We start from the raw sequence: 18866 nt of genomic DNA on the forward strand, positions 1-18866 counted from the left end.
ATGGCAGGCCGCGGCAATTTCCAGTTTGGCGCGCACGATGAGCGGATGCTCGAACTGCCCGGTGGCGGACATGGCTTTGGCCGGAATGGCGCCGCGATGGTCGGAGACAAAATCCATCAGGCCAAAGGACAGTGATTCCACGCCAGGCAAGGAGGCAATCTCCGCGACCTCCTGCAGCGCCTTGTGTGTCTCGATCAGGATGTGCACGGGCACGGCGTGAAACACCCCATGCTTGATGCGTGAAGCCTTGATGGCCTCGACGGCGCGCTGGGCCTCTGTGGCATCGGCCACCTTGGGCACCATCAGATAGGCCAGCCGGTCGCCCGCCTTCCTGATCAAGGTGTCCACGTCGTCTTCAAAGCGGCGATGGCTGGGTGCATGCACGCGCGCACCTGCTCGGCCCCAGGCGTTGCCCGGGCTGTTGAGCAGTTCGGCCACCATCTCGGCCTGTTCATGCTCGCCGCCCACCGGCGCACCGTCTTCCAGATCCAGGGTCACGTCGAACACGGCGCGGCCAGGCTCCTCGGCCATCTCGGCCTGCAGGGCCAGGCTCTTGCGCATGCGGGCTTCCACGCCGGCATAGTGATCGCAGACGGGCAGGGTGTGGGGGCGGTGCTCGGCACCGAACAGGGCCTGGCGGGGATGGATGGCGGTCAGGGTGGACATGGGGCTGCTCGGTAGATCAGGTCACGCACGTTGCATGGTGAAAGTCTCGCGCAAATTGCCTGTCGAGGGTGGTCTGCCCAATAAAAAACCGGCTCCGCCTTGCGACGGAAACCGGTTTTCTTGCTTTCTCGCAAGCGCGTTCAACCACGTGTGGCCAGAAGGCCTCACGCGGTCGAAACAGCATCACAGCAGGTGCTTGACGCCGTCTTGCTCGCCTTGCAGCTCAGCCAGGGTCTTGTTGATGCATTCTTGCGAGAAGGCATCGATTTCCAGACCTTCGACGATCTTGTATTCGCCGTTTTCGGTGGTGACGGGGAAGCCGAACACGATGCCGGCGGGGATGCCGTATTCGCCGTTCGAAGGCACGCCCATGGTGACCCATTCGCCGTTGGAGCCCAGGGCCCAGTCACGGATGTGGTCGATGGCAGCGTTGGCAGCCGAAGCGGCCGACGACAGGCCGCGAGCGGCGATGATGGCGGCGCCACGCTTGCCCACGGTGGGCAGGAAGGTGTCGGCGTTCCAGACTTGATCGTTGATCAGGTCCTTGATGGACTTGCCGTTCGTGGTGGCGAAGCGGTAGTCAGCGTACATCGTGGGCGAGTGGTTGCCCCAGACTGTCAGCTTGCGGATGTCGCCAACCTTGGTGCCGGTCTTGGCAGCCAGTTGCGAAGCGGCGCGGTTGTGGTCCAGGCGCAGCATGGCTGTGAAGTTCTTGGCAGGCAGATCCGGCGCCGACTTCATGGCGATGTAAGCGTTGGTGTTGGCGGGGTTGCCGACAACCAGCACCTTCACGTTGCGCGAAGCGACAGCGTTCAGGGCCTTGCCTTGAGCCGTGAAGATCTGGGCGTTGGCGGCCAGCAGGTCGGCGCGCTCCATGCCAGGACCGCGAGGACGTGCGCCAACCAGCAGGGCGTAGTCGGTGTCCTTGAAGGCTTGCAGGGGATCAGAGTGGGCTTCGATACCGGCCAGCAGAGGGAAGGCGCAGTCTTCGAGCTCCATGATCACGCCCTTCAGCGCGTTCTGGGCCTTCTCGTCGGGGATTTCCAGCAGTTGCAGGATGACGGGTTGGTCCTTGCCCAGCATTTCGCCAGAGGCGATGCGGAACAACAGGGCGTAACCAATTTGGCCAGCGGCGCCGGTGACGGCGACGCGAACGGGTGCTTTGCTCATGTGCAACTCCGAAAAGGAAGTGAGAGGGGAAGGGTTAGAGACAACCCTCGATTGTAGCTTCGCGCGGCAGTCTAGTGCGATCAACCTACCTCGTCAATATTCTTATGTCTTATATAAGACATCTTTCATCCTACTTCTGGACTTTGGCTTGCAGTTGTGGTGCAATGGCGCCCGGCCCGCGGTCCTATCCGGCGCGGGTTGACGCATTGCCCGATCCCACCCCCGATCGATCCCAACCTTGACGACACGCCGTGGTGCCTACTTCGCCATCAACTGCTGCTCCTGACGCCCTGGCGTCCGCCGCCGGCACAGGCGTATCTGCATCGGCATCAATGCCTTCTTCAGGGCCCTCGTTCAGCCCGCTCTACCAGCAGATCAAGACACTGATCCTGCGCAGCCTGCAGTCAGGCGAGTGGCGCCCGGGTGAGGCCATCCCCAGCGAAATCGAACTGGCTGCCCGCTTCAAGGTCAGCCAGGGTACCGTGCGCAAGGCCGTGGACGAGCTGGCGGCCGAGAATCTCCTCATGCGCAGGCAGGGCAAGGGCACCTTCGTGGCCACCCACGCCGAGGAGCAGGTTCAGTACCGCTTCCTGCGTCTGGCGCCCGATCAGCCTTCGCCTTTGCCCGGCTCGGCCCGTCGCGAATTCCTGGATTGCCGCCGTTTGCGTGCCCCGGTCGATGTCGCGCGCTCCCTTCAGATGAAGGCCGGTGACATGGTGGTTGAAGTTCGCCGGGTGCTGCATTTCTCGGGGCAGCCCGTGGTGCTGGACGACATCTGGCTGCCCGGCCACATGTTCAAGGGCCTCACCGCCGATCGCCTGAGCGAGTACCGTGGCCCCATGTACGGCCTGTTTGAATCCGAATTCGGTGTGCGCATGATCCGCGCGGAAGAAAAACTCCGCGCCGTGGCCGCCGACGAAACCGATGCCCGATTGCTCGAAGTCGAGGTTGGCACCCCGCTGCTCAGCGTGGAGCGTCTGGCCTTCACCTACGGCGATCAACCCGTTGAATTGCGCCGCGGTCTGTACCGCACCGATCACCACTATTACCGCAATGAATTGAGCTGACGACCAATTTATTGACCTTGTTCACGCAAAGCGAAGGGTTGTCATGTGGATGACCACAAGCCGAGCGCGTTCGTCGGGCTGGGGATTGCCCTAAAATCCCGGATTCTCTTGACAGATTTTTGACGCTCGGCAGGAGCCTTTAACAACATGGCTGACAACGCGAAAACCCCACGCCCCGTCTACCGGAACATCCACGTGACTGACATCGTCAGCTACCGCCTGCCTCCGGCGGGGATCGTCTCGATCCTCCACCGTATCAGCGGCGCGATCATGTTCCTGTTGATGCCCTTCATCATCTGGATGTTCGACACGAGCGTCTCCACCGAGATCTCGTACGACGAGTTCACGGCGATCTTCAAGGCTGGTTGCGCCAATGGCCTCGTGCCAGGCTGGTTCTTCAAGCTGATCGCGCTGGGCATCATCTGGGCCTACCTGGTGCACTTCATTGCCGGCGTGCGCCACCTGATCATGGACGCCACGCACCGCGTGAGCAAAGAGCAGGGGCACTCCACCGCCATCGTCACCCTGGCCTTGAGCTCGGGTCTGACCGTGGTGCTGGCCGCCAAGCTGTTCGGCCTGTTCTGATTTTCTCGTTCTTGTTTCCCTGACCGCAGGAATAACAACCATGTCTCAAAACTACGGAACCAAGCGCATCGTCACCGGTGCGCACTATGGTCTGCGTGACTGGCTCGCGCAACGTGTGACGGCCGTGCTGATGGCTTTGTTCACCATCGCGCTGCTGGCCCAAGTGATCTTTGGCGAGCCCATCAGCTACTACAAGTGGGCTGGCATCTTCTCGCAGCAATGGATGAAGACACTGACCTTCGTGGTCATCCTGGCCATGCTCTACCACGTGTGGGTGGGCGTGCGCGACATCTTCATGGACTACATCAAGCCGGTTGGCGTTCGCCTGGGCCTGCAAGTGTTTGCCATCGTGTGGCTCGTGGGCTGCGCTGGCTGGGCCATCCAAGTGCTGTGGAGACTGTAAAAAATGAGCGCTACTTCCCTTCCTACCCGCAAGTTTGACGTTGTGATCGTCGGGGCCGGCGGCTCCGGCATGCGCGCGTCGCTGCAACTGTCTCTGGCTGGCCTGAACGTGGCCGTGCTGTCCAAGGTCTTCCCCACCCGTTCGCACACGGTGGCCGCTCAGGGCGGTATCGGTGCCTCGCTGGGCAACATGTCCGAAGACAACTGGCACTATCACTTCTTTGACACCGTCAAGGGTTCCGACTGGCTGGGCGACCAGGACGCCATCGAGTTCATGTGCCGTGAAGCACCCAAGGTGGTGTATGAGCTGGAACACTTCGGCATGCCTTTCGACCGCAACGCCGACGGCACCATCTACCAGCGTCCTTTCGGTGGCCACACCGCCAACTACGGTGAAAAGCCCGTGCAACGCGCTTGCGCTGCCGCCGACCGTACCGGCCACGCTCTGCTGCACACGCTGTATCAGCAAAACGTCAAGGCTCGCACCCAGTTCTTCGTGGAGTGGATGGCCCTGGACATCATCCGTGATGCCGATGGCGACGCCGTGGGCGTGACCGCCCTGGAAATGGAAACCGGTGACGTGCACGTGCTGCACGCCAAGACCGTGCTGTTCGCCACCGGTGGCGCCGGCCGTATCTACCAGGCTTCCACCAACGCCTTCATCAACACCGGCGACGGCCTGGGCATGGCTGCCCGCGCCGGCATCCCGCTGGAAGACATGGAGTTCTGGCAGTTCCACCCCACCGGCGTGGCCGGTGCTGGCGTGCTGCTGACCGAAGGTTGCCGTGGTGAAGGCGCCATCCTGCGCAATGCCAATGGCGAGCGCTTCATGGAACGTTACGCCCCGACGCTGAAGGACCTGGCCCCGCGTGACTTCGTGTCCCGTTCGATGGACCAGGAAATCAAGGAAGGCCGTGGCTGCGGTCCCAACAAGGACTACGTCCTGCTGGACATGACCCACCTGGGCGCCGAGACCATCATGAAGCGTCTGCCTTCGGTGTTCGAAATTGGCCATAACTTTGCCAACGTCGACATCACCAAGGAGCCGATCCCCGTGGTGCCCACCATCCACTATCAGATGGGTGGTATCCCCACGAACGTGTACGGCCAGGTGGTCGTGCCCAAGAACGGCAAGCCCAACGAGATCATCAACGGTCTGTACGCCGTGGGTGAGTGCTCCTGCGTGTCGGTGCACGGCGCCAACCGCCTGGGTACCAACTCGCTGCTGGACCTGGTCGTGTTCGGTCGCGCAGCAGGCAACCACATCGTCGAGACCAACCTCAAGACGAAGAACCACAAGCCGCTGCCCAAGGACGCCGCCGACTTCACCCTGTCGCGTCTGGCTCGTCTGGACAGCGCCAGGAACGGCGAGTACTCGCAAGACGTGGCCAACGAAATCCGCGCCACGATGCAGAAGCACGCTGGTGTGTTCCGTACGCAGAAGTCCATGGACGAAGGCGTCCAGCGCATCGCTGCCGTGCGTGAGCGCGTCAAGTCGATCGGCCTGAAGGACAACTCCAAGGTCTTCAACACCGCCCGCATCGAAGCTCTGGAAGTCGACAACCTGATCGAAGCCGCACAAGCCACCATGGTGGCCGCTGCAGCCCGTCCGGAAAGCCGTGGCGCCCACGCCCACGACGACTTCCCGAACCGCGACGACGCCAACTGGATGAAGCACTCGCTGTGGTACTCCGAAGGCAACCGCCTGGACTACAAGCCCGTGAACCTGACTCCGCTGACCGTGGAATCGGTGCCTCCGAAGGTTCGTACCTTCTGATCCCGTAGCGCCAACCTTCAGGAATCGAACATGAGCACTCAAAAGCGCACTTTCCAAATCTACCGCTACGATCCGGACAAGGATGCCAAGCCCTACATGCAGACCATCGAGATCGAACTCGACGGTCACGAGCGCATGCTGCTGGACGCCCTGGTCAAACTCAAGGCTGTGGACCCGACCCTGTCGTTCCGCCGCTCCTGCCGCGAAGGCGTCTGCGGTTCGGACGCCATGAACATCAACGGCAAGAACGGTCTGGCCTGCCTGACCAACATGCGCACGCTGCCTGGCACGATCGTGCTCAAGCCGCTGCCTGGTCTGCCTGTGGTCCGCGATCTGATCGTGGACATGACCCAGTTCTTCAAGCAGTACAACTCCATCAAGCCTTACCTCATCAACGACACGCCGCCGCCCGAAAAAGAGCGTCTGCAGTCGCCTGAAGAGCGTGAAGAGCTCGACGGTCTGTACGAGTGCATCCTGTGCGCCAGCTGCTCGACCAGCTGCCCCAGCTTCTGGTGGAATCCCGACAAGTTCGTGGGCCCCGCCGGTCTGCTGCAGGCTTACCGCTTCATCGCCGACAGCCGCGATCAGGCCACGTCCGACCGCCTGGACAACCTGGAAGACCCCTATCGTCTGTTCCGTTGCCACACCATCATGAACTGCGTGGATGTCTGCCCGAAGGGCCTGAACCCCACGAAGGCCATTGGCAAGATCAAGGAACTGATGGTGCGTCGCGCCGTCTGATTGCCTTCCCGGATTCAATCAACGCGCGACCCCGACTGTTTTAGACCTCGAAGAAGAACCACCCCGATGACCGACACCAGCCCAGCAGCCGACCAGACTCCCGACGCGGATGTGCTGCGGCGTCTGCGCTGGCGCTGCCGTCGGGGTCTGCTCGAAAACGACTTGTTCATTGACAAGTTTTTTGACAAGCATGGCGAGAGTCTGACAACAGGCCTGGTCCAAGGCTTGCTTCAGTTGATGGACCTGTCAGACAATGATCTGCTGGATCTGCTTTTGGCCCGCAAGGAGCCCGAAGGTGATCTGGTCAATTCAGAAGTCACGCAGGTGCTGTCGATGATGCGGGTTGCCAAGGCCTGAGTCTGGCTTGTTCGTCAGGATTCATCCCCTCAGTCAAATGTCTGAAGGGCGTGGACTAAGACCCATAATGCCGGCTAAGGAATAATCCCTAGTCACCGATAATTTCTCCCACACAAGACCGACCCCTAGGAGTGCTCATGACACCGTCCGACGTGAAAGCCACCCTGTCGTTTTCAGACGGCAGCCCCAGCATGGAACTGCCCATTTACAAGGGTTCTGTCGGCCCGGATGTGATTGACATCCGCAAGCTGTACGGCCAGACCGGCAAGTTCACCTACGACCCCGGCTTCCTGTCCACCGCTTCGTGTAACTCGACCATCACCTACATCGATGGCGACAAGGGCGAACTGCTGTACCGCGGCTACCCCATCGAGCAACTGGCCACGAACTGCGACTTCCTGGAAACCTGCTACCTGCTGCTGAACGGCGAACTGCCCAACGGCGCACAGAAGGACGAGTTCGTTGCACGCGTGTCCAACCACACGATGGTCAACGAGCAGATGCAGTTCTTCCTGCGCGGTTTCCGCCGTGACGCACACCCGATGGCCGTGATGACCGGTCTGGTGGGCGCTCTGTCGGCCTTCTATCACGACAGCACCGACATCAACAACCCCGAGCACCGTCAGATCGCGGCCATCCGCCTGATCGCCAAGATGCCTACGCTCGTGGCCATGGCTTACAAGTACTCGATCGGCCAGCCGTTCATCTATCCGAAGAACGACCTGTCGTACACCGAGAACTTCATGCGCATGATGTTCGCCACGCCTTGCGCTGACTACAAGGTCAACGACGTGCTGGTTCGCGCCATGGATCGCATCTTCATCCTGCACGCCGACCACGAGCAGAACGCGTCGACCTCGACCGTGCGTCTGTGCGGTTCCTCCGGCACGAACCCGTTCGCCGCCATCGCTGCTGGCGTGGCTTGCCTGTGGGGCCCGGCTCACGGTGGCGCCAACGAAGCTGCCCTGAACATGCTGGAAGACATCCAGCGCAACGGTGGCGTCGAGAAGATCGGCGAGTTCATCTCGCAGGTGAAGGACAAGAACTCCAACGTCAAGTTGATGGGCTTCGGTCACCGCGTGTACAAGAACTACGATCCACGCGCCAAGCTGATGCGTGAAACCTGCCACGAAGTGCTGACTGAACTGGGCTTGCAAAACGACCCGATGTTCAAGCTGGCCATGGCCCTGGAAAAGATCGCCTTGGAAGACGACTACTTCGTGTCGCGCAAGCTGTACCCGAACGTCGACTTCTACTCCGGCATCGTTCAGCGCGCCATCGGCATCCCCGTGCAGCTGTTCACCGCCATCTTCGCCCTGGCACGTACCGTGGGCTGGATTGCGCAACTGAACGAAATGATCGGCGACCCCGAGTACAAGATCGGTCGTCCCCGTCAGCTGTTCGTTGGCGCCGAGAAGCGCGACGTCAAGCCGATCGCTTCGCGCTGATCTGCTGCTCGTTTCGAACAGTCAAAACCCCGGCTTGCCGGGGTTTTTTCTTTGGTGCATTTGAATCGGCGTCGCCAGCCCGCCTGCCGCAGCACCTCACCGCTGTGGTGCGTTGCTGTTCTGTTGTTCTGGTGGCTGCAGGGGCAAGGTCAGGTGGATGCTGGTGCCCTGGCCCTGCGGGGATGAGATGCAGATTTCACCACCCACAGACGCAACCCGTTCGCGCATGCCAATCAAGCCCAGTCCGGATTGGGTAGAGGCCTTGGTGTCGAAGCCACGGCCGTTGTCCTTGATCTCGATGCACAGCTGATCGCGTTGCTCGTTGAGTGCGAGGTGCACGCTGGCCTGGCTGGCGCCGGCATGCTTGATGATGTTGGTCAAGGCCTCCTGCACCACACGGTAGGCCTGCATGGCAAATTCGCCGCGCAGGTCGGGCAGGCCTGCCTCCGCCGAGAAGGAGAAGCGGCATTGCGGGTGAACGTTGTCCAGCCCGAGCACCATCTCTTCGAGTGCCATGGACAGCCCCAATGTGTCGATCACCTCGGGGCGCAGGCTTTTCACGATGTTGCGCGTGCTGGCATAGATCAGCTCCATCGTATGCTGTATGCGCTGCGCGTTGCGTGCCATGTCGGCATCGCCGCTGGCTTCGGCCTTGGCCGCCAGTGCGGCCGCCTCCAGCTTGACGGAGATGAGACTGGCGCCCAGATGGTCGTGGATCTCGACGGCCACGCGTTTGCGGTCTTCTTCGATCAGGGCGTTGCTGTGTGTGATCAGGCGCCGCTTCTCGGCATCTGCCTGGCGAATCTGATCGATGGCCACCCGCAGTTCGTGGGTACGGGTCTTGACCTTTTGCTCCAGATCGTTGCGTGCGGCATCCAGGGCCTCGGCCATTTGCACGATGGTCCGTTGCAGTTCGCCCAGTTCATCGGGTTGATTGGTGGGCAGGTCCACGTCAAACTGTCCTTTGCGGATGGCTCGCAAGGCCAGCATGACGGAAGCCATGGTCCTGCGCAGGCGACGGGTCAGGCGCAGGCTCAGCATGCTGCTGGCCACTGCCGCGCCAGCTACCAGCGTGAAGGCGAGCATCAGCGCTCCTCGGCGGGCTTCGAAGATCGGCGCGGCCGACATGGTGACACGGACGTAGCCAATGGTGCGCATGCGGCCTGGATCGCGGGGCTCGGCGGGTGCTGGTTTTTTCTGACCGGCTGCTGCACCCATGTCGAAGAGATCCAGCTCTGGCAGTGACTCGATGAGGACCGGGGCCTCATGCGTGGTCTGGTCCTCACTTTGTTGATCCTGGCAACTGGAGGCCACCGTGTGATGTTGTTCGTCACTCAGGCGGATGCAGGTCACGCTGGCGTCCGATGCCACCAGTTGCTGCAAGGTGTTGCGTACATAGGTCAGGTTGCCCGATACCAGGCCGTACTGGCTGCTTTGAGCCAGTGCCGTGGCAATCAGTCGGCCGCGTTCAGCCACATCACGCCGCACGTCGTTGACGGCGGTGGCGTACATGGCTGCAGCCACTGCGATGAACATCATGCTGGCGGGCAGCACGGCGATGGTCAGCAGCCGAACGGTGATGCCCCGGCTTTGCCAGAACTTGAGGTTCATCCCGTTCTCCCCGGTGGGCGTGCGCCCATGGCCCGCACCCTGTCCGAGATGGACAGCCCCAAAGAGCGCGCGACGTTGTCATTGATGGAGACTCGCCAGTAGTGGGGGTAGCGTGGTTCTGGCAACACGCCTGTGCCAATGGCATCCAGCATGTCCATGAGGTCTGCCGCCACCTCGTCGGCATCGGACCAGGCGCTCGCCAAGGTGCCCGCTGTGACCGTGGCGGCCGAGAAACCCATCACCGGCAGGCCGCGCCGATAGGTCGACTCCAGCACGGATCGCAGAGAGTCGGGGCTGTAGAGCGTGCTGTCGGGCACGGCCAGCAACACATGCGTGCCGCTCAGCGTATTGATGGCTCGAACAGGGTCCTGGCCCTCTTCCATGCGCACCACTTGCAGATCCAGGCCAGCCTGCGCCGCTGCTTGTCGCAAGGGCCTTTCCATGTGGCTGGACGCGCTCGACAACAGAACCCCGACAGTCACCCTGCGTTCGAACACCGCAGCGATCAACTGCATCTGGGCTGCGGGTGAAGCTTCGGCAAACAGGGCGGTGCAGGTGCCGGTCTCTCGCGCCGATGCAGCCAGCAGCCGTTTGTAGACCTGACTGGATGTCAGTGCCGAAATCAGTGGGGCACGGAAGTCCACTTCCAGTGCACGTCGCAAGGCGGCGGGCCCGAGGGTCACGACCGGTGCCGTACCGCGCTTGAGGTCGAGCGCACCAGGGTCGGAGTCGACCTGCAGCACGGGGTAGCGCATCCTGAGCGCCTGAACAATGCCCTTGTGGCTTGCCGGGTCGCTTGATGTCAGAACGCGCAACTCTCTCGCATTTGGCGCTCCATGGCTCAGCAGTGGCCATCCACTCAGGCCAAGCAGCATGCGCAGCGCCTGGCGGCGCGCGCTTGCGGTCGAGCTTGTGTTGGGCGAATGCACGATAGGGCGACTTTGCGTGAACGGCTCAAAGGCTAGAAAGCCACGCGAATCTTGCCGATGAGGCTCAGTCGGCTGTTGTAGCTGTGCGAGACGTAGCCAATGCTGTTGACGTAGGTGTTGACGGTGGGCGTGTGCAGATAGCCCATCACCAGCAGCGCGGAGACCGGCTGTGTGCCAAAGGCGAAGTCGTGTGTGAGGGTGACATCCGTGCGTTCGTACAGTCGTTCGCTGACACCGCTACCTGATGCGAAGAAGTGCGACAGCGCACCTCGCCAGCGTGGACTGAATGCGCGGCTGACGCCCAGAGAGCCACTTTGTCGCGACCATTGGCTCATTTCCACCGGGTTGCTTGCATGGTGATTGAGCAGATAGCTGTAGCCCAGCCACCCCGACCATCCCGCACTGAGATCCCAGTTGGCCTGGGTTTCGAGGCCGTCGAGCCTGACGCTGCCGTTGTTGGCCGCCACCCCTTGAAACTCTGCGTTGTAATCCGAGATCAGGTTGGCCAGTCGTTCGCTGAAGGCCCTGGTATCGACGGTCATGCCCCATTGACGCAAAGCCACCAGGTAGCCCAACTCGAATGCGGTGATGCGCTCGGGCCTGAGGTCAGGGTTGCCATGGAACAAGGTGAGGGGGGCGCCAGTGGTGAAGCCCATGACCGACGGTGAAACGCTGTCGAAGTAGGGCGCAACCTGGCCTTTCATCTCAAGCAGGTCCGGGGTTCTGGTCCCTTTTGAATACACGGCTCGAACAGACTGGCTTTCGGTCAGGTGGTAATTCGCGGCCAGTCGCGGAGAAAAAGTACCAGGGCCCAGCGAGTTGGATTCGCCATAGCCACCCAGGTTGATCGTGAGCGATGTGCTGGGCCTGTACTCCACGTGTCCGAAGAGCCAGCGCACTTCATTGTTGCTCTTGCCGCCCAGAAAGGTCATCGAGTCGCCCTCCTGGTAGCGCAAGCCCAGGCCGCCTACCAGGCGCAGTGAATCGGACACCACATAGGTGTCCTGAAATTCAAGCTGTGTCCGGGTCTCGGTCACATCCATGTTGAGCTGGCCGCAGGCGTACTCCTGCAAAGCTGGGCCGATCCCGCCCAGCGAGGCCACGGCCGCAAGAACCTTGTCGATGTCGGCCTGAGCGGGAGGGTTGCGCCATGCAAAGTTGCTGAAGTTCAAGCCCCGCGAGAGCGCTACCGAGAGCTCCGGATACCTGTTGAGAACTTCAATCACATCCGGATGGAAGGCGATCTTGGGCCAGCATGTTTGCCAGGGTTGCCTGCTGTCAGCGCCTGTGTGATAGGCACGCAACTGCAATTCATGATTGGCAGAAAGCGCTTTGGTCCATTTCAGGTTGAGCTGGCGTTCTTCCCGGGACAGATCCGGAAAGGTTTGTGCAAAGGAGTCCAGATTGAAGGGTTGATCGAGCCTGGATTGGGTGATCGACGCGTGGAGCTCGAGAGACGTATCGCTGCTCAGGTCAGTCTGGGCGCGCAGGTTGAGGCGCTTCACGCTGCTGCTGTCATGCTGCCCGCCCCGAATCTCGGCGCTGTCATACCCGCTGTCGCGCGCGGCATTGGCGGTCACAGACACGTGCGTGTCGTTGCCAAGCCTGGTTGCCAGGCGCAGCGTGCTTTCACTGGCATGGTGACTGCCGACATTGACCGAGGCGGTGAATCGCTCGACGTCCTTCGGTCGCTTTGTCAGGATGTTGATGACCGCCATCATCGAGTTGGGTCCGTACGAGGCCGAGTCCGGGCCGCGCGTCACCTCGATGCGATCAATGTCTTCCATGGCCACTGGCAGCATGGCCCATTCCACGCGGGAGAGCGCAGGCCTGTAGACCGATACGCCGTCAATCAGCACATTCAGCCTTCGCGGTGAAACGATGCCGGTGCCGTGGTAATTGATCCGGTATTCATTGCCTGATGACTTGGTCACGGCCATGCCGGGCACCAGACGCAGGGCATCGGGGATGTTGGTGATGCCGTAGCGCCTGATCGTCTCTGCGGTGATCACCGTCACACTGGCCGGAACGTCTGCCAATGACTGGCGCAGCCGTGTCGGCGTGATCACGACCGGGTAGCTGTAGTCGGTCGAGTCGATGTCGTCGCTGTTGTCCTTCTGGGCCGCCGCGCTGGTGGCGAGAAGGCAAAGACTCAGGCAGGTCGCAATCTGGCGTCGGCGAAACGGGGAGGGCATGGATGTGTGGCGGTGGGTGCTATCGGGTGAGCGACAGGGTCAGGGTTCGATCAAGCCGCACTTCACCGCCAGCAGCGTGATGTCGGCAGCCCGGTGGACGCCCAGGTGGTCCTTGATGGACTGGCTGGTGGTGCTGATGGTCTTGGGCGACAGGTTCATGCGCTCTGCGATCTCCACATTGGTCAGGCCTTGCGCCATCAACTTGAAGACCTCGACCTCTCTGGGCTGCAGGCGAGCCAGTGGCGATTGATCACCGTGAACGCTGAGCATGGCCAGGCGGGATGCAATCTCGGGCAGGAAGACGGTGTCTCCCTGGTGAATCTTGATGAGGGCCTTGGCCAGTTCGTTGGGATCGGCGCTCTTGGGGATGAAAGCCTTGGCCCCTCGTTTGTAGGCCTCGCGCACGACCGTGTCCTGGTCGAACTGGGTGTAAATCGCGACGCGCGCTTGCGGGAATCTGGCGATCAGGTCGACCAATACGTCGAGCCCGCCGATGCCGCCATCACCAAATCGCAGATCCAGCACCAGGATGTCTGGCTTGATGGCGGCAAAAGTGTCCACCACGGCATCGACTTCGCAGGCTGATCCCACAACGTGCAGGCCGTGACGGGCGAGCATGCTGGACAAACCTTCCACGATCAGCGGGTGGTCGTCGGCAATCATCACGTTGATCGCGGTCATGGCTCTACTTCTCCGGAGGAATTGCTGTTTTGTGGTCAGTCTGTGACCACTTGCTGGCGTTTTGAAGCCCTGCATTTATCGGGTAATCGTGCATTTTACAACTGGCCTTTCGGTCAGCAGTCCCTCATTCCTGTCACTTGGACGACTTTTTTGCCTTCATTTTGCGTGTTGCTATTAAACAAGTTGCTACAACATGGCAATAAATAGGTAATCAGTAGGTGCTATAGTTGCTCAAAAGAAGAGTTATCAGGGCTGTCATCATGTGCGTGACAGGGAGGGTAGCGGCCAAAGAGCCGCGTCAGCACTCCGGGAGGGGTGGCGCAAGGGCATGCCTGTAACAGGGCATGCCCTTTGTGCATTCGGGCGCCTGTTTGGATGTCTTTGGGGGCATCCACGGGCATTCCCACAAGGAAACCCGCTTCCCCTGCGGGGCAATCAGCGGCCCGTGCCTTAAAATCGACGTTTTTCCCCACACTGGGGCCGTCAAAGGCTCCTTGCGCGATTGAGCATCATGGGACGCACCCTCTACGACAAGATCTGGGACGAACACGTCGTCCACACCGAAGAAGACGGCACAGCCGTGCTGTACATCGACCGTCATCTGGTGCATGAAGTCACCAGCCCGCAGGCCTTTGAAGGGCTGGACATCGCTGGCCGCAAGGTCTGGCGCCTGTCGGCCAACCTGGCTGTGAGCGATCACAATGTGCCGACCACCGATCGTTCCGAGGGCATCAAGGATCCGATCTCCAAGCTGCAGGTGGACACGCTGGATCAGAACTGTGATCGCGTGGGTATCACCCAGTTCAAGATGGGTGACAAGCGTCAAGGCATCGTGCACGTGATCGGCCCTGAGCAAGGCGCCACACTGCCCGGCATGACCGTGGTCTGCGGTGACAGCCACACGTCCACCCATGGTGCATTCGGCGCACTGGCACACGGCATCGGTACATCCGAGGTCGAGCACGTGCTGGCCACGCAAACCCTGCTGGCCAAGAAGGCCAGGAACATGCTGGTCAAGGTCGAAGGTGCGGTTGCCAAGGGCGTGAGTGCCAAGGACATCGTGCTGGCCATCATCGGCAAGATCGGTACCGCTGGCGGCACCGGCTACACCATCGAGTTCGCGGGCAGTGCCATCCGTGCCTTGAGCATGGAAGGCCGCATGACTGTGTGCAACATGGCCATCGAAGCGGGTGCACGTGCTGGCCTGGTGGCTGTGGACGACACCACGATCAACTACGTCAAGGGTCGTCCCTTCACGCCGGCAGGTGTCGAGTGGGATCAGGCTGTGGCTTACTGGCGCACGCTGCATTCCGACGCCGACGCCCAGTTCGACACCGTGGTCGAGTTGAATGCGGCCGAGATCAAGCCGCAAGTCACCTGGGGCACCTCGCCCGAGATGGTGCTGTCCATCGAAGACCGCGTGCCCGACCCTGACAAGGAAAAGGATCCCGTCAAGCGTTCGGCCACCGAGCGTGCTCTGCAATACATGGCGCTGGAGCCGAACAAGGCCATCAACGACATCCTCGTGGACAAGGTCTTCATCGGTTCGTGCACCAACAGCCGCATCGAAGACATGCGCGAAGCCGCTGCCGTGGTCAAGAAGATCGGTGGTCGTGTCGCGGCCAACATCAAGCTGGCCCTGGTGGTGCCTGGCTCCGGTCTGGTCAAGGAGCAGGCAGAGCGCGAAGGTCTGGATCAGATCTTCAAGGCGGCTGGCTTCGAGTGGCGCGAGCCCGGATGCTCCATGTGTCTGGCCATGAACGCCGACCGCCTGGAGCCCGGCGAGCGCTGCGCCTCGACCAGCAACCGCAACTTCGAAGGCCGTCAAGGTGCCGGTGGTCGTACCCACCTGGTGAGTCCTGCGATGGCTGCTGCTGCAGCGATGCAGGGGCACTTCGTGGACGTCCGTCGTATCGCCTGAATCTGATCTGTCTTGAAGTTGGAGAGACCTCACATGAAACGTCTGGCTGTATCCCTGATGCTGTTGTCGACCTTGCTGGGCCTGAGCGCCTGCAACACCATTCACGGCGTGGGGCAGGACATCGAAAAGGCTGGTGAGGCCATTTCCAACGCAGCGAAAAAGTAAAGCACCATGCAAGCATTCCGCATTCACAAGGGCCTGGTTGCCCCCATGGACCGGGACAACGTCGACACCGACGCCATCATCCCCAAGCAATACCTGAAGTCCATCAAGCGCACGGGCTTTGGCCCCAATCTGTTTGATGAATGGCGATACCTGGACGCGGGCGAGCCCGGCCAGGATCCTGCCACCCGCAAGCCCAACCCGGACTTCGTGCTCAATCAGCCGCGCTACAAGGGCGCTTCCGTGCTGCTGGCGCGCAAGAACTTTGGTTGCGGCTCCAGCCGTGAGCACGCGCCCTGGGCGCTGGACCAATATGGCTTTCGCGCCATCATTGCCCCGAGCTTTGCTGACATCTTCTTCAACAACAGCTTCAAGAACGGCCTGCTGCCCATCGTGCTGAGCGAGTCGCAGGTCGACAAGTTGTTCAACGATGTGCTGGCCTTCCCTGGCTACGAACTGACCATTGATCTGGAGCGCCAGGTCGTGATCACGGCCGATGGCACCGAACTGCCTTTCGAGGTGCAGGCTTTCCGCAAATACTGCCTGCTCAATGGCTTTGACGACATCGGCCTGACATTGCAGCACGCCGACAAGATCAAGGCTTACGAGGCAGAGCGCCTGGCGCAAAAGCCCTGGCTGAACCACCGCATCGTTTAAACAATAACTAGTCTGTCGAGATTCCCATCATGGTCATGAAGATTGCTGTTCTGCCGGGTGACGGCATTGGTCCCGAAATCGTCACGGAAGCTGTCAAGGTGCTCAACACCCTGGATCTGGCTTTCGAGATGGAGGAGGCCAAGGTCGGTGGCGCTGCGTTTGACGCCCACGGCCACCCGCTGCCCGAGCACACCCTGAACCTGGCCATGGAATCCGACGCCGTGCTGTTCGGCTCGGTGGGTGACTGGAAGTACGACAAGCTGGACCGCCCCCTGCGTCCCGAGCAGGCCATCCTCGGCCTGCGCAAGAACATGGGCCTGTTCGCCAACTTCCGTCCTGCCATTTGCTATCCGCAGCTGACGCACGCCTCCAGCCTCAAGCCCGAACTGGTGGCCGGCCTGGACATCCTCATCATCCGTGAACTGACGGGCGACATCTACTTTGGTCAGCCCCGTGGTCGCCGCCAGTCGCCTGATGGCGAGTTCAAGGGTGCCGACGAGGCCTTCGACACGATGCGCTACTCGCGCCCCGAGATCGAGCGCATCGCCCACGTCGCCTTCCAGGCGGCCCGCAAGCGCAACAAGCGGGTGACCAGCGTCGACAAGGCCAATGTGCTGGAGACCTTCCAGTTCTGGAAGGACGTGGTCACCGAGGTGCACGCCCAGTACCCCGACATCGAGCTGGACCACATGTACGTGGACAACGCCGCGATGCAGCTGGTCAAGGCGCCCAAGAAGTTCGACGTGCTGTTCACCGGCAACATGTTCGGCGACATCCTGTCCGACGCAGCAGCCATGCTGACCGGTTCGATCGGCATGCTGCCTTCGGCCTCGCTGAACGCCAAGGGCCAGGGCCTGTATGAGCCCAGCCATGGCTCGGCCCCGGACATCGCCGGCAAGGGTGTGGCCAATCCGCTGGCCACCATCCTGAGCGCCGCCATGATGCTGCGCTTCAGCCTGAATCAGGAAGAAGCCGCCAGTCGCATCGAGCGCGCCGTGCAGTCCGTACTGGAGCAAGGTCTGCGCACGCCTGACATTTACAGCGAAGGTACGAAGAAGGTCGGCACCGTCGAGATGGGGGAGGCCGTGGTGGCTGCCCTGAAATCTCAAGGTTAAGGCGCAAGGCCGAGAACAAGGCTGATTGGCGCCCGAGCGCGCCAGCACAAGATTCAATTTGAAGGATAGAAAAATGGCTACGACTCTGGTTGGTTTGGTGGGCTGGCGCGGCATGGTCGGCTCCGTGTTGATGGACCGCATGCAGGCCGAAGGTGACTTCGACCTCATCGAGCCGATGTTTTTCTCGACCTCGAATGCGGGCGGTGCAGCCCCTTCGATGGCCAAAAACGAGAAGACGCTCAAGGATGCGTTCAGCATTGACGACCTCAAGCGCTGCGACATCATCCTCACCGCTCAAGGTGGCGACTACACGACCGAGGTCTATCCCAAGCTGCGCGCGGCCGGCTGGAACGGCCACTGGATCGATGCGGCCTCCACGCTGCGCATGGCCGATGACGCCGTGATCGTGCTGGACCCGGTCAACATGCCCGTGATCAAGAACTCGCTCGCCAAGGGCGGCAAGAACTGGATCGGCGGCAACTGCACGGTCAGCTGCATGCTGATCGGCGTGGGGGCGCTGTACAAGGCAGGCCTGGTCGAGTGGATGTCCACCCAGACCTACCAGGCTGCATCCGGCGGTGGTGCCCAGCACATGCGCGAACTGCTGACCCAGTTTGGTACCCTGAACGCCGAAGTGCGTTCCTTGTTGGACGACCCCAAGAGCGCGATTCTGGAAATCGACCGCAAGATCATCGCCAAGCAACGTGCGCTGACTGCGGCCGAGACCGCCAACTTCGGCGTGCCGCTGGGTGGTTCGTTGATCCCCTGGATCGACAAGGACCTGGGTAATGGTCAGTCCAAGGAAGAGTGGAAGGGCATGGCCGAGACCAACAAGATCCTGGGGCAGGGCGAAGGCTTCGGCACCGCCGCTGTGCCGGTCGATGGTTTCTGCGTGCGTGTCGGTGCCATGCGCTGCCACAGCCAGGCCTTGACCTTCAAGCTCAAGAAGGACGTGTCCGTGCAGGAGATCGAAGCCATGATCGCCGCCGACAACCCTTGGGCCAAGGTCGTGCCCAACACGCGTGAAGCCACGATCAAGGATCTGACGCCTGTGGCCGTGACCGGCACCCTGACGATCCCGGTGGGCCGTGTCCGCAAGCTGGCCATGGGCCCTGAATATGTCGGCGCTTTCACGATCGGTGACCAGTTGCTGTGGGGTGCTGCCGAGCCGCTGCGTCGCATGCTGCGCATTTTGCTGGACGCGTGATTTGAATTAACCAGCGTTGCGGGCGCATATTCAACAAGTGCCTGCAACGTCTGGTCACAAAATCGGTGTCGCGGCTTGTTGCCCCAGGGCGACAATCTACCCCCCTAGTTTCAAGTCGGGATCATTATTTCTGGCCTGAATTCAACGCTGGGGGCGTTAGATCAGTAATTGCATG

General features: G+C 61.3%; 18 protein-coding genes. 12 read left to right on the forward strand and 6 right to left on the reverse strand.

The annotated features are described in order from the left end of the window. A partial coding sequence (locus tag VFW93_RS04295; protein WP_329692756.1) for an aldolase/citrate lyase family protein occupies positions 1–666 on the reverse strand: 666 nt, incomplete at its 3' end. A gap of 183 nt (positions 667–849) precedes the next feature. Then, positions 850–1836: a malate dehydrogenase gene (locus tag VFW93_RS04300; RefSeq protein WP_329692757.1), complete on the reverse strand. Its 987-nt coding sequence runs from the start codon at positions 1834–1836 to the stop codon at positions 850–852. Between the two features lie 332 nt (positions 1837–2168). Between VFW93_RS04300 and VFW93_RS04305 the strand changes: the two genes are divergently transcribed. From VFW93_RS04305 to gltA, 7 genes are all read left to right on the forward strand, one after another. Beyond that, positions 2169–2903 (forward strand): GntR family transcriptional regulator, encoded by a 735-nt coding sequence (locus VFW93_RS04305; protein ID WP_329692758.1) that lies wholly within the window; start codon positions 2169–2171, stop codon positions 2901–2903. Between the two features lie 147 nt (positions 2904–3050). Further along, complete coding sequence (gene sdhC / locus VFW93_RS04310) at positions 3051–3488, forward strand: succinate dehydrogenase, cytochrome b556 subunit (RefSeq protein WP_329692759.1); 438 nt, start codon at positions 3051–3053, stop codon at positions 3486–3488. Between the two features lie 40 nt (positions 3489–3528). Further along, complete coding sequence (gene sdhD / locus VFW93_RS04315) at positions 3529–3891, forward strand: succinate dehydrogenase, hydrophobic membrane anchor protein (RefSeq protein WP_329692760.1); 363 nt, start codon at positions 3529–3531, stop codon at positions 3889–3891. Positions 3892–3894: 3 nt separating this feature from the next. After that, positions 3895–5667, forward strand: a complete 1773-nt coding sequence (gene sdhA, locus VFW93_RS04320) for a succinate dehydrogenase flavoprotein subunit (RefSeq protein ID WP_329692761.1) — start codon at positions 3895–3897, stop codon at positions 5665–5667. A gap of 30 nt (positions 5668–5697) precedes the next feature. Further along, a complete protein-coding gene (locus tag VFW93_RS04325) occupies positions 5698–6408 on the forward strand; it encodes a succinate dehydrogenase iron-sulfur subunit (RefSeq protein ID WP_329692762.1) in 711 nt (236 codons plus the stop codon). A gap of 66 nt (positions 6409–6474) precedes the next feature. Beyond that, positions 6475–6765, forward strand: coding sequence for a succinate dehydrogenase assembly factor 2 (locus VFW93_RS04330; protein ID WP_290639524.1), 291 nt, complete (start codon positions 6475–6477; stop codon positions 6763–6765). Between the two features lie 137 nt (positions 6766–6902). After that, positions 6903–8213 carry a citrate synthase gene (gene gltA / locus VFW93_RS04335; RefSeq protein WP_329692763.1) on the forward strand — a complete coding sequence of 437 codons (1311 nt, stop codon included), beginning with the start codon at positions 6903–6905 and terminating at the stop codon, positions 8211–8213. A 96-nt stretch (positions 8214–8309) separates the two neighbouring features. Here the strand turns inward: gltA and VFW93_RS04340 are convergent, their stop codons facing one another. The 4 genes from VFW93_RS04340 to VFW93_RS04355 form a co-directional block, all read right to left on the reverse strand. Then, on the reverse strand, positions 8310–9824 hold the full coding sequence (locus VFW93_RS04340; protein ID WP_329692764.1) for a sensor histidine kinase: 1515 nt from the start codon (positions 9822–9824) through the stop codon (positions 8310–8312). Further along, positions 9821–10579 (reverse strand): hypothetical protein, encoded by a 759-nt coding sequence (locus VFW93_RS04345; protein WP_329692765.1) that lies wholly within the window; start codon positions 10577–10579, stop codon positions 9821–9823. Before VFW93_RS04345 ends, VFW93_RS04340 begins: the two co-directional genes overlap by 4 nt. Positions 10580–10785: 206 nt before the next feature. Continuing rightward, the gene (locus tag VFW93_RS04350; protein WP_329692766.1) at positions 10786–12948 is read right to left on the reverse strand and encodes a TonB-dependent receptor plug domain-containing protein; all 2163 of its coding nucleotides are present in this window, start codon (positions 12946–12948) and stop codon (positions 10786–10788) included. Between the two features lie 39 nt (positions 12949–12987). Next, positions 12988–13629, reverse strand: a complete 642-nt coding sequence (locus VFW93_RS04355; protein ID WP_329692767.1) for a response regulator transcription factor — start codon at positions 13627–13629, stop codon at positions 12988–12990. Positions 13630–14140: 511 nt separating this feature from the next. On the opposite strand from VFW93_RS04355, the gene leuC reads away from it, so the two are divergent. From leuC to asd, 5 genes are all read left to right on the forward strand, one after another. Further along, positions 14141–15550, forward strand: a complete 1410-nt coding sequence (gene leuC, locus VFW93_RS04360; RefSeq protein ID WP_329692768.1) for a 3-isopropylmalate dehydratase large subunit — start codon at positions 14141–14143, stop codon at positions 15548–15550. 33 nt (positions 15551–15583) lie between these two features. Further along, positions 15584–15715, forward strand: coding sequence for an entericidin A/B family lipoprotein (locus VFW93_RS04365; RefSeq protein WP_329692769.1), 132 nt, complete (start codon positions 15584–15586; stop codon positions 15713–15715). Between the two features lie 6 nt (positions 15716–15721). After that, positions 15722–16369: a 3-isopropylmalate dehydratase small subunit gene (gene leuD, locus VFW93_RS04370; RefSeq protein ID WP_329692770.1), complete on the forward strand. Its 648-nt coding sequence runs from the start codon at positions 15722–15724 to the stop codon at positions 16367–16369. 35 nt (positions 16370–16404) lie between these two features. Next, positions 16405–17484 carry a 3-isopropylmalate dehydrogenase gene (gene leuB, locus VFW93_RS04375; RefSeq protein ID WP_329692824.1) on the forward strand — a complete coding sequence of 360 codons (1080 nt, stop codon included), beginning with the start codon at positions 16405–16407 and terminating at the stop codon, positions 17482–17484. Between the two features lie 73 nt (positions 17485–17557). After that, complete coding sequence (asd, locus tag VFW93_RS04380) at positions 17558–18691, forward strand: aspartate-semialdehyde dehydrogenase (RefSeq protein WP_329692771.1); 1134 nt, start codon at positions 17558–17560, stop codon at positions 18689–18691. The last annotated feature ends 175 nt before the right edge of the window (positions 18692–18866 follow it).

Source organism: Aquabacterium sp., assembly GCF_036279675.1.
In the GTDB taxonomy this organism is placed as follows: Bacteria; Pseudomonadota; Gammaproteobacteria; order Burkholderiales; family Burkholderiaceae_C; genus Aquabacterium.

Bases quoted from the DNA above. Each gene is read 5' to 3' on its own strand.
- VFW93_RS04330 (WP_290639524.1), top strand. From the start codon at position 6,475: ATGACCGACACCAGCCCAGCAGCCGACCAGACTCCCGACGCGGATGTG.
- gltA (WP_329692763.1), top strand. From the start codon at position 6,903: ATGACACCGTCCGACGTGAAAGCCACCCTGTCGTTTTCAGACGGCAGC.
- leuD (WP_329692770.1), top strand. From the start codon at position 15,722: ATGCAAGCATTCCGCATTCACAAGGGCCTGGTTGCCCCCATGGACCGG.
- leuB (WP_329692824.1), top strand. From the start codon at position 16,405: ATGAAGATTGCTGTTCTGCCGGGTGACGGCATTGGTCCCGAAATCGTC.
- VFW93_RS04365 (WP_329692769.1), top strand. From the start codon at position 15,584: ATGAAACGTCTGGCTGTATCCCTGATGCTGTTGTCGACCTTGCTGGGC.
- asd (WP_329692771.1), top strand. From the start codon at position 17,558: ATGGCTACGACTCTGGTTGGTTTGGTGGGCTGGCGCGGCATGGTCGGC.
- sdhD (WP_329692760.1), top strand. From the start codon at position 3,529: ATGTCTCAAAACTACGGAACCAAGCGCATCGTCACCGGTGCGCACTAT.
- VFW93_RS04340 (WP_329692764.1), bottom strand. From the start codon at position 9,824: ATGAACCTCAAGTTCTGGCAAAGCCGGGGCATCACCGTTCGGCTGCTG.
- VFW93_RS04325 (WP_329692762.1), top strand. From the start codon at position 5,698: ATGAGCACTCAAAAGCGCACTTTCCAAATCTACCGCTACGATCCGGAC.
- VFW93_RS04300 (WP_329692757.1), bottom strand. From the start codon at position 1,836: ATGAGCAAAGCACCCGTTCGCGTCGCCGTCACCGGCGCCGCTGGCCAA.
- leuC (WP_329692768.1), top strand. From the start codon at position 14,141: ATGGGACGCACCCTCTACGACAAGATCTGGGACGAACACGTCGTCCAC.
- VFW93_RS04355 (WP_329692767.1), bottom strand. From the start codon at position 13,629: ATGACCGCGATCAACGTGATGATTGCCGACGACCACCCGCTGATCGTG.
- VFW93_RS04305 (WP_329692758.1), top strand. From the start codon at position 2,169: ATGCCTTCTTCAGGGCCCTCGTTCAGCCCGCTCTACCAGCAGATCAAG.
- sdhC (WP_329692759.1), top strand. From the start codon at position 3,051: ATGGCTGACAACGCGAAAACCCCACGCCCCGTCTACCGGAACATCCAC.
- VFW93_RS04350 (WP_329692766.1), bottom strand. From the start codon at position 12,948: ATGCCCTCCCCGTTTCGCCGACGCCAGATTGCGACCTGCCTGAGTCTT.
- VFW93_RS04345 (WP_329692765.1), bottom strand. From the start codon at position 10,579: ATGCGCTACCCCGTGCTGCAGGTCGACTCCGACCCTGGTGCGCTCGAC.
- sdhA (WP_329692761.1), top strand. From the start codon at position 3,895: ATGAGCGCTACTTCCCTTCCTACCCGCAAGTTTGACGTTGTGATCGTC.